The sequence below is a fragment of the Collinsella sp. CLA-ER-H7 genome (assembly GCF_040092345.1).
Classification (GTDB): domain Bacteria; phylum Actinomycetota; class Coriobacteriia; order Coriobacteriales; family Coriobacteriaceae; genus Collinsella.
In genome coordinates, this window is the sequence record NZ_JBBNLT010000009.1 from 87,048 (window position 1) to 102,930 (window position 15,883).

The following is a 15,883-nucleotide window of genomic DNA, read 5'->3' on the forward strand; positions in this document are numbered from 1 at the left end:
ATGGCTAACCCCAAGATTTCCGTTGTCGTTCCCATCTATAAGGTGGAGGAATGCCTGACCTGGTGCCTGGACTCCCTGCTTGCGCAGGACATGCCCGATTGGGAGGGCGTGCTGGTCAACGATGGCTCGCCGGATGGCTCGCGCGATATTGCGGCTGCCTATTGCGAAAAGGACGCGCGCTTTACCCTGGTCGATAAGGAGAACGGTGGCCTGTCGAGTGCACGTAATGCCGGCATCGCTGCGTCCACGGCGCCTATCGTCGCGTTCTTGGATTCCGACGACCGCTTTACGCCCGATGCATGCCGCGTGATCGTCGATGCCTTTGAGCGCGAGGACTGCGACGTTTTGACCTTTGGCGCGAACCCGTATCCGCTGGAGGCGGGGTATCCGTGGCTTAACTATGTGCTGAGCCCGCGCGATGTGTCGTTTGAAGGCTATAGCTCCGATCTGCTGTTTAAGGAAGCATCTCGCCCCTTTGCATGGCGCACCGCCTGCAAGCGTGAGTTTTTGCTGGGCAACGGGATCGTGTTCGACGAAACCGTTAAGTATGGTGAGGACCAGGTCTTCGATTTTGCCGTGTACGGTCGTTCGCGCAAGACCGCGCTTATCTCGAACAAGCTGTATGACTACCGCGTGGCGCGCAAGGGTTCGCTCATGGACACCATGCGCTACGACGACGAGACACGTCTGCTGGAGCACGTGAAGATTTACTCCGCGGTGCTGGCTGACTGGCAGCGCGACGGTCTTGATGTCCAACATGCCGATGACCTGGCATATTTCCTCTGCGATCTTGTGCTGTACGATGCGCTCAGGCTTCTGGGTACGGGCTGCGGCAAGGTGTTTGCTGCCGTTGCCGCAGCGCTTGCCGGTTCTGCCGTGGGCAACGATGCTGCGCTCGCACAATGCGCTTCTTCTGTTGCTGCTATGGTGCGTGCGGCGCTTACCAGCAAGGCCCCCAATGCCCGTGCGTGCAAAAAGCTCATGTTCGATTACGACGTCTTGAGGTTTGGGCGCCTGGGTGCTTGCAAACGCATGGCAGCGAACGCCTTGGGAAAGCGAGAAGTGTAGATGAGTATCAAGCGTTTGGCACTTTGCCGCAGTCAGGGCCGTCTATTTGTGCTGCTTCGTTTTGCCGGTCAGGATGTCGCCGCGCTTATTGAGCGGGAGGGTTCTCAAGCGTTTGCCCATGCGACGACAAGCGGTTCTTGTGTGCCGTCGCTGGTGCTCCCGGTCGATCATGGCCGTGTGCTGGCGCTTTGCCCTTTCGTTTCCGATTACGAGCGCGAGCTCGCCGTTTTGGTGCTTCCGTTTTTGGATGGCTCGTCGATGGATGTCGTTTTTGCATCCGGTGGCCAAAGGTTGGGCTCTATTCGCCTCGATAGCCGCGTGGCCAAATTGGAATCCAAGATTAACTACAAAGCAAAGCCTGCGATGTGCGCGCTCGTTCGCGATGCGCAGCGCGGCGAGTGCTGCGGTCGCTACGAGATCGATGCCGTTCGTTATTTACCGGCAGATGAGGGCGCCGTCTGGCGCTATGAGGCCAAGTGGGCGGGAGATCCCCAGTGCGCCCCCGAGCTCCAGATCTTCGATACGCACATGAATGCGATTGATGCCACCGTGCATATGTTTGAGTCACAGGTCGATGTTCTCCAGCAAAACGGATGTCGCGTCAATAAAACGTATCTGAGCGTTGAGATGCCTCAGGATATACGAGATTTTGTCGCGATTGTGAGCGATCCCACGGAGCAGATCCAGAGCGGGTTTTGCGCCATGGATGGTCGCCTGTACAACGGCATGGTCGACGACAGCTGGAACCGCATGAAGGATGCACGCGCTGACGACGCAGCTTATCGACGTTGGTTTGAGCAGCATCGCGCAAAGCCGGGCGATCTGGCGTGCCAGCGTGTCGCTTCGGCGGCCTTTGCCTATAGGCCGCTCGTGAGCATTGTGGTGCCGTGCTACAAGACCGATCGGGTCTACCTGCGCGAGCTGCTGGACTCGGTGCTAGCCCAGAGCTATGACAACTGGGAATTGCTGCTTATGGACGCCTCGCCCGAATGGGATGCGGTGGCCAATCTTGCGGCAAGTGCCAACGACGAGCGCGTTCGTCGCATTGGGCTGCCCGGCAACGGCGGCATTGTGGTCAACACCAACGCAGGTATTGAGCAAGCGATGGGCGACTACATCGCGTTCTTGGACCATGACGACATTCTGGAACCGGACGCGTTATTCCAGTATGTTTCCGCGCTGAATAAGGCGGCCGAGGGCGAGCGTCCCCAGGTCCTGTTCTGCGACGAGGACATGTTCCAGAAAGCAGGGGAGTGGGGCCAGCCGGTCTTTAAGACCAAGCTTAACGTCGACCTGCTCTATAGCCATAACTGCGTGACGCATTTCCTGATGGTGGAGAAGGCGCTCATCGATTGCATTGGCATATCGCCGGAAGACGTCGCGGGCGCCCAGGATTATGACCTGACGCTTCGCTGCCTTGCAGCGGGTGCGCGCTTTGAGCATATTGCGCACATGTTGTATCACTGGCGCGTGCATCCGGGGTCGACCGCCGACGGAACCGCCGACAGCAAACCGTATGCCATCGAGGCCGGGCGCCTGGCTCTGCAGCGCCACTTTGACTCGCTGGGCGTTCACGGAACGGTCGAGGAGACCGAGACGCCGTTTGTCTACCGCATGCGCTATGCGCTGCCGGAGCCTGCGCCGCTGGTGAGCATTGTGATCCCCACTAAGGACCACGTTGAGACGCTCGATGCCTGTGTGATGTCGATCGCCCAGAAAGCCACGTATGCCAACTACGAGATCGTCTTGGTGGAGAACAACAGCGAAGACCCGGAGACGTTTGCGTATTACGAAACCCTGCCAGAGCGCGTGGCTGCAGCATCCAAAGGCAAGGGTATCGCGCGCGTTGTGTTCTGGCCGGGCGAGTTCAATTACTCCCAGATCATTAACTTTGGCGTTGAGCACGCTAAGGGCGATTATCTGTTGCTGCTTAATAACGATACCGAGGTCATAAGTCCCGACTTTATAGAAGAGATGATGGGGTATCTGCAGCGTCCCGATGCGGGCGTGGTGGGCGCCAAACTCTACTTTGCCGATCATCTGGTGCAGCATGCCGGCATTTTGGTTGGCGTGCGTGGTGCACTTGCCCACGCCAACCAGGACTTCTCGGCAAAGCGCGAGGGCTATCTTGCCCGTGCCGTGCGCCCGGGCAACTTTAGCGCCGTAACGGGTGCCTGCCAGATGGTCCGACGCGGCGAATTTGAGCAGGTCGGAGGCTATAACGAGGAATTCGCCGTCGGTTTTAACGACGCAGACTTTTGCCTGCGCGTGTGGGAGGCGGGCTACCGCACGATCTATACGCCCTATGCCGAGCTATACCACTACGAGTTCACCTCGCGCGGCAGGGAAGAGGCCAACGAGGAAAAACTGCGCCGCTGGAAGCGCGAGCAAGCGCTGTTCATTCAGCGCTGGCCTGAGTTCTTCCTCGATGGCGACCCGTGGCTCGGACCAAACCTATCCTCTGACAGTGAGTACTTCTCGTTTTAGTGCGAAGTAATGCCAAGTTCCGGCAAAGTATCTTCAAGAGCCGCAAGAGCGGTGGGGTTCAAGTACTCCTCGTTCAAGCAGCTCTTGTCATATCGAAAACGTGTGTCTCGTGAGCATTCGATGAGTTCTGCAGTAAAGAACTTCTCCCAGCTAAAGAACTTTGAGCTTTCGATATGTTCAGCGGGGTTAAGCAGCATGTCCTTAATGTGTTTGCTGTTGAATAATCCCGACTTCAACACGAGCCATTCAAACGATTCCGGTAGGAATAGCTTGATGTTCTTTCGGCGCAATAGAGCAGCTGCTTCCGCAATTTCTGGTCCAAAGGCGGCGCCGTCGGCAATCACGAGGATGTCGTTTTCCGGTGCGTCCATAATGCAGTTGCAAATGTTTGATTTTCCTCCCGCGCTGATGCACTTAATGCTGCTCTTTTTGCATAGCAAACTGAAGAATTCGTAGCCCGAATTTGTGTCCTCGACGATGACAAGCTCGGGCCTCTCGCCTCTAAAATCAGTATCACCGTAAATACGATATGTAGAGGTGTAGACACGAGAGTAAACGGGATACTTCGTTGTGGTTCGGTTGGTGTTCTTAAGACCGTAGATTTCATCAACGCTATAGGGCAGTTGACGCAGTGACTCTCTGGCGACGATTACGTAGTAGTTTGAGCTACGTTTTGCTTCATGGGCAAATTCTCTTGATCGAACAAAAGTATTGCCCTCATCAATAAAAACAATACTGCTGGAAATTTCTTGGAGATCTCTGCGCCAATATTTTCCAGATATTGTTTTACAGGGCACTTTGCAACTTACTGTTACGCCGCTTTGTGCCCCAAGATCTTCGTGAGCTGCCACCATTTCAAGCAAAGTTGTCTTGCCTGTAGCACTGTTGCCTTGGATGATGGTCAGATTTCGATTGATGGTCAGTTTAAACTGAACCCGGTTATTTTGAATAGTTACCTTGTATGATCCGCGCATCAGGAGTTCTCCCTTAGGCATTTTCCAGCTATGGGGACAAGGTCAAACATCGTGTGAACGACATCGCCTGTGTTCGCAATGGCAGCCGTGAATTTGCCGTTTCCGAAATCCATTAAATGGTAGAGATTGATTGTTAGATCCTTTTGCGCGGCGATCCTCAGAATCCAGTAGGCGCAATTATCACCGCAATTTGAGGCGTTATATATATTCTGCGGCATAAAGTACATAAGCAGTAGTGTTTTGGTGCCGCTGGATAGTTTCTCGGGAGGAATGACGCCTAGAATCTTGGTATCGATTGCATTGGGGCCTACCACGGTGCCTTTATCGATGGATTTAATGACTCTTTGGGCAAAGGAGTCTTGAAACCACTGGGGCGAATAGACGTTATCGAAGTAAACCGACGTGTTGTAGATAACGTTTTCCATATCACCATAGTGAATTGTTAGCACGTTAGCTCCTTCGGCTTGCTGATTTGGCATTTAGTGAGATTGATTATATCGCAGCACATTAGGCGGGCGTTATCGGCCCGCGGTAGATGTGATTGATGACCAAGGTTTGTATTTTGTTGCTTTATTAATCAGTTCACTCGTTTAATCAGTTCGTTCATGCGCTAAGTTTGCCTTAGAAGCTATTTAGCGTAACGGTTGAGGTGTGGCGACTCATATTTAAATTGCAGTCACAAAGACACCTTTTATCGATTTCCCGTTGAAATACTGAATTGATAGTTTAAAAATAACTTAAGAGAGCCTTAAATCTCGGAAAAAGGATGTCGTATGAAAAACCTTCGAGAAAGATGGCACGGACTAACAGTGCTGGGAGTTGTTGCATTTGCCGCTGCCTGCATGACGGTTGCCCCGGCGCCCTCATTTGCTGATATTGCTGGCGGTGGCGGAGGCGGTGGACCGATTACGGAATGGTGTTCCGACGGTCGTCCGAAGACTGGACTCGTTCGGTGCGAGGACGGCAACCTTCGCTATTTCGATCCCGAAACTGGCGCCATGGTCACGAACCAGTGGCATAACGAATACGAAGCTGTTTGGTACTATTTTGGCGCTGACGGGATCGCGGTGTCGGGCTGGCAGTCTATCGGTGGGGACAAGTATTACTTCTACCCCGAAAGCCATGATATGGCATACGGCCGAGTTCAGATTGACGGCAAGAACTACTTCCTGAACACCCCTGGTGCCAACGCCGATGGCCGCATGCAGCATAGCGGCTGGCTCTATGACTCCATCTATGGAAAGTGGTTCTATGCGACCTCCAGTGGCGAACTGCTGACCGGTTGGCATAATATCGGTGGAACTTGGTATTATTTCGACGAGTATGGTGTCATGCTGACCGGCTGGATCAACGTTTCGGGGACGTGGTACTACGCCAACGCTTCCGGTGCGATGGCCACTGGCTGGCTCAACATCGGCGGTACGTGGTACTACCTCGACGGCTCGGGCGCCATGGTCGCTAACAGCTGGCGCAGCCTCGGCGGCTCCTGGTACTGGTTCGGCGACTCCGGTACAATGGCCACTGGGTGGTTCTTGGCAGGCGGCTCTTGGTACTATGCGAGCGGTTCGGGCGCCATGGCAACCGGCTGGCTCAGCAATGGCGGCACGTGGTATTGGCTCGGAGGTTCGGGCGCTATGGCCTCTAACTCTTGGGCTAACGTTGGTGGAGTTTGGTACTGGTTCGACGATTCCGGCGCGATGGCCACCGGCTGGCGTCAGGTCGGCGGCACCTGGTACTACTTTAGCGGTTCCGGCGCTATGGCCCACGACGCCTGGGTCGGCGACTACTACCTCCGGTCTTCCGGTGCCATGGCTACGAATGCCTGGGTTGGCTCCTACTATGTCGGCGAGGACGGCAAGTGGATTCCGGGCTACGGTTTAGTTTGGTACAAGAGCGGTAGCCATGTTTACCATACGCATAAATGCCGTACCGTTGGCAAGGACGCAAAGGGCTATTCGCAGATCTCTATCCAGGAGGCCCAGAGGCGTGGCGCTTCACGAGAGTGCAAAAACTGCCAGCAAATTGGCTAGTACATTACTGAGCTAGTTTTGATTGAGGCCCCGTTGCCCTGAAGCGACGGGGCCGCTGCGTGATTGGATGCTGTGCTGCTATGAAGAAATGGTCATTCGGAGTGCTGGCTTTTTCGGGCTTCATTTCTTTTGGGCTCCTTTTGGGTTCGCCTTCGATGTTATACGCCCTTGATTCGAATAACATTGACGAAGGTCCCGCATCTAACGTTGCCATTGCTTCTGTCGAGTCAGGTGTTGATGCTCAGCGCGAATCGGCCTTCGCCGTTGAGCAGAACTCTCAGGTGGATAATGAGGTCTCTTCTGAGGTTTCGAATCAAATTGTTTGGCATCAAGGATGGATATCGCCCGAAGAGGGGGCTGGTTTTTGGCGTTGGGGCTTGTCTGACGGAACAGTCGCTGTTTCTTCTTGGAGACATATAAACGGTAGCTGGTATTGGTTCGACGACGAAGGTCGAATGGCTCAGGATGGGTTGGTTCAAGTCGGGGGTGCGACTTATGGATTCTCCTCTTCGGGTGCAATGCGTGTCGGCTGGTACCTAGATTCTACGGGCTCCACTTCTGCTTGGCGTTATTTCTCCGGTTCTGGCGCCATGTTAAAAGGCTGGCTTTCAGACGGCAACAACTGGTATTGGCTGGATGATGAAGGCAAGATGGTCCACGACTCGATGCTGCAGATCGGGGGAGCCACGTATGGATTCTCCTCTTCTGGCGCAATGCTTATCGGATGGCATCTTGATGCTTCCGTTTGGCATTATTTCTCCGGCTCTGGCGCCCTGGTAAAGGGCTGGCTCTCGGATGGGGGCCGTTGGTATTGGCTTGATCCTGCGGACGGTTCTATGGCCACCGGGCTGAATGCATGCAATGGAACCCCTTATATCTTTAACGGATCGGGGGCCATGCTCTCCTCCCAGTGGGCGCTTATTGACAACAACTGGTATTACGCTGACTCCAACGGCTTGCTGCATGGAGGTTGGTTGCTTCTAGGGAATTCTTGGTATTACCTGGATCCAGGAAGCCATATTATGCTCACGGGCTTTGTGCGAGTGGGTACAACCTCCTATTTCCTTACGAGTTCAGGTGCCATGGCAACAGGCTGGGCACTTGCTGATGATACTTGGTATTACGCCGCATCAAACGGAGCTATTCAACGAGGGCGATGGATAAAGTCCGGAAGCGCCTGGTATTACCTTGATGATGTATCCGGCGCAATGCGTACTGGTGAATATACGGTAGGCGACACGCGCTATTATTCTTATGATTCCGGTGCGATGGCATCTTCGTGCTGGATTAACTTGAGCGACAGTATGTCATGGGCGAATTCGTCTGGAGCGCTGAGCGAGCCGTTGCCTGCTTCATCTGATGGATCTCCCGTAATCGCTGATCGTGCCGACTTGTCTTCATTGCCAGGTACAATTCATATTGGAGACGCGGTTTTCTATGCGGACGCAAACGGTGTCGTTAATGTGGCATCTGGTTGGATTATGCCGAATGACGCTTCTGACGAAAACGACAATACTTGGTACTACGCATCTTCCAATGGTGTCCTTAAGTCTGGTTGGCAATATGTCAACGGTGCGTGGTATTGGATGGATCCTTCCACATTCAAGATGAAAACTGGATGGCTTAATGACGGCGGTACGTGGTACTGGCTCCAGCCATCGGGCGCCATGTTTGCTAATGGGTGGCTGAAAATCGATGGCGTTGACTACTACTTCAATGCAAGTGGTGCATGGTTGAATACGTCTGGTTCTGTTTTGGGGGTCAATAGGTCCAGTCTGGTCAATTGGCTTATGAGCCACGAAAACGACGGCTATTACCGTGGAACACGCTATGATACGCATCTTAGCCAAGAAACATGCATGTATCCAAAGGGTGATCCTCGTTGGGACGGGTATACCGGTATGAACTGCGGCGGATTTGTATCGCATGCATATATGAAAGCGGGCGGGAATTTAGCTCCCATTGCCGCCGAGCAGAGTCATTCCCCTTGGAGTGGAGGTCCCGGAAGGGGCGGCTGCGTAAACGCTTATCGTTGGTACGGCTACGCTATCGATACGTGCGCGAACGTGACTTATTTCAATTCTATTGATGAGTTACTGCGTAGTGGTTTGGCTCGTAAGGGGGACATTGTGTTCTTTAATCCTTACAACCCATATGCGGACGATAGCCACATTGGCTTTTTCTGGGGCAATTCGCCGAGCGAAAATTTGTTCTGGCATAGTGATGGTTATGGAAATCGCATCTCCGGTTTGACCGCTTTGGGCCCATCGAAAGTAATACTGATTCGTTAGAATTCCGAGTTGTAGGGGACTCTCTGGGCCCCCTACCTTTTTGACATCTGGTTTGAAAGTTTATTTGAAGTCGGTATTCTTGGGGGCAAGAGGAGGGGGCAATGAGCCTGCGGGTTCAACCCTGCCGGTAAGTTCTTCTTTTCTTTGCAGCATTGCGCCCAACTATTTATTGTCCTAGATGGCATCTTGTCCTGTTAGATGTTCGGGAATCTTTCATAGCTATGCTGTAAGCTAGACGCAATCAAGAGCGAATGACGAGGTTTACATGAACAAACATTTTAAGTTGTTTTCGGCATTGTTGGTGCTGATGCTCCTTGCGCCCGTTTCTATGTTTGTATGCCCTGCGGATGCAGGGACTGCTCAGACTCTGGTTGAGAATTCTTGGCGTTATGAGGGTGGACAATTAGTTTCAGATGATGCTTCTTCCGAAGAAGACGGAATAGCTTTATTGTCTATGGACACTCTTCCCGATGGGGTTACAGCTCAGGGCATTGACGTCAGCGAGCACCAAGGGCGTATTGATTGGGACGCAGTTAAAGCTTCTGGCATCGATTTCGCTATTCTGCGCGTTGGGTTTGGCGCTCCGTCTTTCGGCGGTCGAATTGACTATCAATTTAATCGAAATATTTCTGAGTGCGAGCGACTCGGAATTCCCTACGGCGTCTATGTCTATTCATATGCTTTTGATAATCAACAGGCAGCCGATGAGGCGTCCATGGTGATTGACTGCCTATCGGGGCACAATCCTAGGCTACCGGTGTATTACGATCTTGAGGACAAGACAATTATTGCAGATGGTCGTCAATCCGGAATTGCATCTAGAGCTCAGACATTCTGTAATAAGATTTCTAGTGCTGGATATAAGCCAGGCATTTATGCAAACCTAAATTGGTTTAACAATATATTGACCGACCCTGTATTTAAGAGCGGTTCTTGGGATCATTGGATTGCTCAATACAACTCCCAATGTCACTATACCGGCAGTTACAGCTTTTGGCAGTATACAAGCCGCGGAAAAGTTTCTGGTATTAGCGGAAACGTTGATATGAATTACGCGTATGTTGATGTCTCTCTTTATTACTGGCAGTTAAAAGAGGGCACTTGGTATTACGCAACCTCTGACGGCAAAGCGTATACCGGATGGTTGCGCCAGAGCGGAGCCTGGTATTGGCTCGACCCCGACGCGGGCGGTGTAATGGCCACCGGGCTCCACGAGTGCAACGGCTCCCTGTACTGGTTCAACTCCTCCGGCGCGATGGCGACCGGATGGGTCCTCGACGGCGGGACCTGGTACTACGCGACGGGCTCTGGCGCGCTGGCGCGCGGCCCCGTATCCGTCGACGGCGTGCCCTACTGCTTCGATGTCCGGACGGGGGCCATGCTGACGGGCTACCAGACGGACGCGCAGGGCGTCCGCCGCTACTTCGGCAACTGCGGCCCCCTTAACGGCTGGGGCTTCGTCGACGGCTCCTGGTACTGGTTCGCTGACGGTATCGCCTCGACCGGCTGGCTTTACACCGGCGGTTCCTGGTACTGGCTCGAGCCCGACGCGGGCGGCGCCATGGCGACGGGCCTCCACGCGTGCAACGGCGCAGCGTACTGGTTCAACGCCTCCGGCGCCATGGCGACCGGCTGGGTGCTCGACGGCGGCACCTGGTACTACGCGACGGGCTCCGGCGCCCTCGCCTCCGGCTGGCTCAACTTAAACGGTACGTGGTACTGGCTCGATCCCTCGACGCACGCCATGGCCACCGGGCTCCATGGGTGCAACGGCTCCATGTACTGGTTCAACGGCTCCGGCTCGATGGCGACCGGATGGGTCCTCGACGGCGGCACATGGTACTACGCGACGAGCTCCGGCGCCCTCACCTCCGGCTGGGCCTACGTCGGCGGCGCCTGGTACTGGCTTGACCCCTCGACGCACGCTATGACTACGGGTGTTCAAGAAATCGATGGGGTGAAATACTCTTTTGCTAGTAATGGCGCTTGGCTCGGCTAGCAACTCTTCCTTAATTGCTTTTTTCTAATTACATATTGCTCTTAGCTATCCATTTGTAGACTATGTTTATATAAAAATTGGTAACTACTGGGGGCTGCACATGGCAAGGAAAAAGCAAATAACATTAATCCTAATCATTCTTTCAACTCTACTGCTCGCTGGACCCGGTGTGGTTGATATCGCGAACGCAGAACCCATAAGCTCCTCCATCCCTACTGATTTTGAGCGGCAATCCGTCCCCTCGACTCTTTCTCCTTCCGATTCAATCGATGATGGTCCTGCTCAAGAATCCGTTAAATGGAATCTGGGTTGGAATTCGTTTGACGGCAACTGGTTCTATGTGGATTCAGTCAATCCGGTCTCGTTGCATTCTGGCTGGCTCTATACCAATGGGGCCTGGTATTGGCTCGACCCCTCGACGCATGCCATGGCCATCGGGCTCCATGAGTGCAATGGCTCCGCGTACTGGTTTGACGCCTCCGGCGCGATGGCGACCGGGTGGGTCCTCGACGGCGGTACCTGGTACTACGCGACGGGCTCCGGCGCCCTCGCCTCCGGTTGGGCCTACGTCGGCAGCGCCTGGTACTGGCTTGATCCCTCCACCCATGCCATGGCTACCGGCCTTCACGAGTGCAACGGCTCCCTGTACTGGTTTAATTCGTCCGGCGCGATGGCGACCGGGTGGGTCCTCGACGGCGGCACCTGGTACTACGCGACTGGCTCCGGCGCGCTGGCGCGCGGCCCCGTTTCCGTCGGCGGCGTGCCCTACTGCTTCGACGCCCGGACGGGGGCCATGCTGACGGGCTACCAGACGGACGCGCAGGGCGTCCGCCGCTACTTCGGCAGCTGCGGTCCCCTTAACGGCTGGGGCCTCGTCGACGGCTCCTGGTACTGGTTCGCTGACGGTATCGCCTCGACTGGCTGGCTTTACACCGGCGGCTCCTGGTACTGGCTCGACCCCGACGCGGGCGGCGCCATGGCGACGGGCCTCCATTCGTGCCACGGCTCCGCGTACTGGTTCAATGACTCCGGCGCGATGGCGACCGGATGGGTCCTCGACGGCGGCACCTGGTACTACGCGACAGGCTCCGGCGCGCTGGCCTCCGGCTGGCTCAGCCTAAACGGTGCGTGGTACTGGCTCGACCCCGCGACGCACGCCATGGCAACGGGCTTTCAAACTATTGGATCATGTGAATACATATTTAATAGTTCCGGCAAGATGATGGCTAATTGCTGGTCAAACGGTGATGGGTCCTGTATGTATCATTCTTCATCCAGCGGTGCAATTGACCTTAAGGGCATAATGACCGATTCGGGAATCCAGCTGATTGACGATGGCGGGAATGTTAGAACGGGCTGGATTGAGAGTCAGGGTTCTCGATATTATTGTTCTGCTGATGGGGTAATTCTGACTGGATGGCAGCAAATAGCTGGGTCTTGGTATTACTTTAACTCGGATGGTCGAATGGCGACCGGCTGGCTTAACGATGGCGGTAACTGGTACTGGCTAGATTCCGCTTCTGGCATAATGAAAACGGGATGGCTTTCCCGTGGGGACACATGGTATTACCTTGATGCCGCACGTGGGGGAGTAATGTTGAGCAACGGTTGGTATTGGATCGGCTCTACTGACTACAAGTTCAGTTCATCCGGCGCAATGGTTGGCGCTTGGGTCGATGTCCCGTGCTATTCGCAGTACCCGGAACTTCCTACTGACTGTGAGTCGGTTGCCCTTACAAACTTGCTTAACTACTATGGTTTCGGTTTAGGTAAGACGATTATTGCGGATTACTATTTGCCCAAGGGAAGCAATGGCAATTTTGTTACCGCTTTTGATGGCAATCCAAGGCGTAGCAGCGGGGGTCTCATGGGATGCGTCGCCCCTGCGATTACTATAGCTGGTAATAACTTTCTGCGTGCTGCTGGAAGTGGCAAGCAGGCAAAAGACGTCTCTTTCTCGTCAATTTCTTCCATTAAGAACAGACTGACCTGTGGTCAACCTGTTGAGATGTGGAATACCGAGTGGGGAAGTTGGCCAGGAGGCCGTTATGCTGCGCGTTGGTATAACGGGCATTCCTATGGCCTGTGGGGCGGTAATCATGCCGTAGTCCTTAAAGGCTATGATGACGAGCAGGGAATTGTCTATCTTTCGGATTCGATTAACGGCAATGTTACGCGAAATGCCCAGGTGTTCTTCGGTACGTGGCAACAGATGGATAGCCAGGCCGTGGTAATTGAATAGCCATGATGTTAAAAAAGGGGAGAGCTCGATGAGCTCTCCCCTTTTTACTACATTTTTAATCAAGCTACGCTGTCCTATTACGTCCAAATAGTTCGTCCCAGTTACTAGCTGCCAAAACTGTTCCGCACACAATTACAACGCAGCAGATTACGGATGCCATGTCGGGAATTGTTCCAAGCAAGATCAGGCCAAAGACCACCGACCATGCCGAATAGGAGATATTCAGAGCCATCGCACGCGCTGCTCCGATTGCCGCAATGCCCTTGTAATAGAACAGATAGGATGCAGTTCCTGCGAGCCCGGCGAGTGCAATAATCAATGTGGGCATGCTCGGGATTGCGCCCAGCGTGAAATGCCATGCTCCGAAGAGGGGAAGTACAAGCACTCCATAAACAAGCGCACTTGTAGTTTCGCGGATTTGCAAAGCCGTTTCGTCATCAACGGCATCATCTTTCATTCCCCATGCGCACAGCACCGCTTCGGATCCCCACCCAATAACGGCAAGCACCGCGCCGAGTAAGCCGAGAGGGGCATTTGCAATCTCGCTCGATCCGGCCGATAGATAGCCCATCGTCATTACGCCGCAAAGGGCAACAAGAAGGGAAAGAATCTGACCTTTGCCCATTTTCTCCTTCAGCAGCACGAACGAAAGGAATGCTCCGACTGCGGGATAGAAGGCGGAGATAATTGCCGTGTAGGCTGCTCCGATATTATTAATCGCCAATACGTATCCGGTCATTCCGATAGGTCCACCGAGCAGTGCGCCGGCGATGACGACCTTGCCAGAACGAGTTTTAAGTGCAGCGAGCGTGTCTTTTAATCTGCCTCGAACTCCCATGTATCCAAAGAGCCAGATTGCACAGAAGGCATCATGGAGAAAAGATCCCGCAATGGAGGCGCATGCAAGCGCTTCCGCCGATCCAATATAGGGCGCGAGTGCCAAACCGATTCCAAGAATTACTGTATCAAGGCCCCAAAGAAGGCCGCTAAAAAAGCCGAATTGCATCGTTACTCACCTTTCCGATAGATCTCCAGTGCCTTTTTAAGGTATTTGGCACCGTAATTGAAGTAGATATAGAGCCACTCGCCCACGAAGTCACCTTCGGCTTCTTTCAGAAGAGACCAGAGGTACCAGCACCATCCTGCAAGCGCAATGTGCGCATAGTTATGCGCAACTTCGTTGTTTGTTGCCTTGCGCCCAAAATATGCATCAAGCGCGCGATCGACTTCATCTTCGGAAAGCTCGCAGCAGACACTGCACGTTCCAAAATCGTTTGCGTAATCGCTCATGCCAGCATATTCCCAGTCAATGAGATAGTACTTGTCGTTCTCATCGATAAGGAAATTGAGGTAAAAGAAGTCATTGTGACAAAGGCATTTTGGCGCATTGTCGGCCTGAACAAAGTGCTCCAATTCATCGATTTCGGCGGCCATTTCCCTGTAGCCTGGAATGTCGATGGGACCTTTTTCCAGAAGAAGTGATTCGTAGCGCTTCGCTTCGAGGTAGAAGTCAAATTCGGTTTCGACATTTGCACCGCTCTCGTGAAGCGAACGACACATCTGCATCATTCGATTCATTTGGGCAGCATCATGCGGATCAGGCTGCTTTGCGTTGGGTACAAACTTCGAAATTTTCCAACCGCGCTTTGGGTCCTCATGAATGAACGTATCGTCAAGGCCGAGTTCCTTGGCCTTTTTAAGTGCGGCTACTTCTCCATTTCTGTTAATAAGCAGTTCGGTTCCGACTCCCGGATGGCGGTAAACGTACTCTCCATCATTGGTTCTAAAGTGGCACGATAGATTCGTAAGGCCTTGTTTAAGGGGATAAACGTCGTGAATCTCTGATTTGGAACAGCCGAGCACTTGCTCGATGTTATCGAAAATGTCGGAGTCAACGTTTTCGATAAAATGCGGATCAAAGACACGCAGCTCATCAAGAGAATCGAATTCGTTAATCTCGCCCTCAGGATACTTTTTGATCACCATATCGAGCTCCTTGATGTGCTCGATATATAGATCTTCCCAAAGCTTGTCCGTTGTTTCCGGCTTGTTATATTCCGTTTCAAGAATCTGCTTAAACGCAAGCGAGAAGGCTTTATCAAAGTAGACATGCCCGAGCATGTACCATGCGTCGGAGCCGCCAATCGTAACGTTGGTGATTCTATCCATTGCTCCCGTTTGAATGCACCATTCTTTGGTGGCGCCTTCAGCATATTGAGCAGAATAAAATGCTTTCCAAACATATGCCTCAAACGGATTGTTTAGAAGGTAATCATCGCTTGAACAAATATAGGTGTTTCCAAGCCGCTCTTTTACGCACATAAGCGATGCGTGGTTATTTTTGGATGCATATTCGTTGTTGACGACAATCGAGACGCCGAACTTGCTTTCGAGATAGAAGAAATATTCTTTTTTATAGCCGACAACGACGGTGATATTGCTGATACCTGCGTCTTGCAGCTGCCTAATCTGACGTTCGATGAGAATCTCACCACGTACCTTTAAAAGGCCTTTGGGCTTTTCATACGAAATGGGAGCAAAGCGGCTCGAAAGCCCCGCAGCCAATATCACTGCGTTTTCAACCTTATAGGGGTGAAGTGCTTCGTAACCGCTGTCGGTTAGGCTGTCCGATTCGAGAAGGCCCTCATTCGTAAGCTCTTTATTTGCTGCGTTTACCGATCCAAGTGAGAGGCCAGTGCGCTCGGCAACTTCTCGCTGGCTGGCATATGGGTTCTTTAGGTATTCGTACAGAACTGTAAAGTTACGCTTGGTCAGTTCCACTGCAGGCCTCC

General features: G+C 53.2%; 10 protein-coding genes. 6 read left to right on the forward strand and 4 right to left on the reverse strand.

Annotated features, from left to right (window positions below; translation table 11 throughout):
* Both AAAX75_RS06675 and AAAX75_RS06680 read left to right on the forward strand, forming a co-directional pair.
* Positions 1 to 1,068: a glycosyltransferase gene (locus AAAX75_RS06675; protein ID WP_195520331.1), complete on the forward strand. Its 1,068-nt coding sequence runs from the start codon at positions 1 to 3 to the stop codon at positions 1,066 to 1,068.
* Positions 1,069 to 3,555, forward strand: a complete 2,487-nt coding sequence (locus tag AAAX75_RS06680; protein ID WP_195520332.1) for a glycosyltransferase family 2 protein — start codon at positions 1,069 to 1,071, stop codon at positions 3,553 to 3,555.
* Here the strand turns inward: AAAX75_RS06680 and AAAX75_RS06685 are convergent.
* Together AAAX75_RS06685 and AAAX75_RS06690 are read right to left on the reverse strand one after the other, a co-directional pair.
* Complete coding sequence (locus AAAX75_RS06685; protein ID WP_161194746.1) at positions 3,552 to 4,529, reverse strand: translation initiation factor 2; 978 nt, start codon at positions 4,527 to 4,529, stop codon at positions 3,552 to 3,554. The two genes, AAAX75_RS06680 and AAAX75_RS06685, sit on opposite strands and share 4 nt — an antisense overlap.
* Entirely contained in the window at positions 4,529 to 4,978 is a 450-nt protein-coding gene (locus AAAX75_RS06690) for a DUF4869 domain-containing protein (protein ID WP_035138642.1), read from the reverse strand. The genes AAAX75_RS06685 and AAAX75_RS06690 overlap by 1 nt, the downstream gene beginning before the upstream one ends.
* A gap of 360 nt (positions 4,979 to 5,338) precedes the next feature.
* Here AAAX75_RS06690 and AAAX75_RS06695 point away from each other — a divergent pair, with 360 nt between their 5' ends.
* From AAAX75_RS06695 to AAAX75_RS06710, 4 genes are all read left to right on the forward strand, one after another.
* A complete protein-coding gene (locus AAAX75_RS06695; RefSeq protein ID WP_349091536.1) occupies positions 5,339 to 6,559 on the forward strand; it encodes a hypothetical protein in 1,221 nt (406 codons plus the stop codon).
* An 80-nt stretch (positions 6,560 to 6,639) separates the two neighbouring features.
* A complete protein-coding gene (locus AAAX75_RS06700; protein ID WP_349091537.1) occupies positions 6,640 to 8,850 on the forward strand; it encodes a hypothetical protein in 2,211 nt (736 codons plus the stop codon).
* 1,045 nt (positions 8,851 to 9,895) lie between these two features.
* Positions 9,896 to 10,849 carry a hypothetical protein gene (locus AAAX75_RS06705; RefSeq protein ID WP_349091539.1) on the forward strand — a complete coding sequence of 318 codons (954 nt, stop codon included), beginning with the start codon at positions 9,896 to 9,898 and terminating at the stop codon, positions 10,847 to 10,849.
* 100 nt (positions 10,850 to 10,949) lie between these two features.
* Complete coding sequence (locus AAAX75_RS06710) at positions 10,950 to 13,091, forward strand: C39 family peptidase (RefSeq protein ID WP_349091541.1); 2,142 nt, start codon at positions 10,950 to 10,952, stop codon at positions 13,089 to 13,091.
* A gap of 64 nt (positions 13,092 to 13,155) precedes the next feature.
* On the opposite strand, the gene AAAX75_RS06715 is transcribed toward AAAX75_RS06710, so the two are convergent.
* A complete protein-coding gene (locus AAAX75_RS06715; protein WP_195520337.1) occupies positions 13,156 to 14,097 on the reverse strand; it encodes a DMT family transporter in 942 nt (313 codons plus the stop codon).
* A gap of 2 nt (positions 14,098 to 14,099) precedes the next feature.
* Positions 14,100 to 15,872, reverse strand: coding sequence for a phosphotransferase (locus AAAX75_RS06720; RefSeq protein WP_271733289.1), 1,773 nt, complete (start codon positions 15,870 to 15,872; stop codon positions 14,100 to 14,102).
* Between the last annotated feature and the right edge of the window lie 11 nt (positions 15,873 to 15,883).

What these genes read in the sequence shown, in the direction of transcription:
- AAAX75_RS06675 (WP_195520331.1), top strand. Translation starts at nt 1, where the DNA reads ATGGCTAACCCCAAGATTTCCGTTGTCGTTCCCATCTATAAGGTGGAG.
- AAAX75_RS06680 (WP_195520332.1), top strand. Translation starts at nt 1,069, where the DNA reads ATGAGTATCAAGCGTTTGGCACTTTGCCGCAGTCAGGGCCGTCTATTT.
- AAAX75_RS06685 (WP_161194746.1), bottom strand. Translation starts at nt 4,529, where the DNA reads ATGCGCGGATCATACAAGGTAACTATTCAAAATAACCGGGTTCAGTTT.
- AAAX75_RS06700 (WP_349091537.1), top strand. Translation starts at nt 6,640, where the DNA reads ATGAAGAAATGGTCATTCGGAGTGCTGGCTTTTTCGGGCTTCATTTCT.
- AAAX75_RS06705 (WP_349091539.1), top strand. Translation starts at nt 9,896, where the DNA reads ATGAATTACGCGTATGTTGATGTCTCTCTTTATTACTGGCAGTTAAAA.
- AAAX75_RS06710 (WP_349091541.1), top strand. Translation starts at nt 10,950, where the DNA reads ATGGCAAGGAAAAAGCAAATAACATTAATCCTAATCATTCTTTCAACT.
- AAAX75_RS06715 (WP_195520337.1), bottom strand. Translation starts at nt 14,097, where the DNA reads ATGCAATTCGGCTTTTTTAGCGGCCTTCTTTGGGGCCTTGATACAGTA.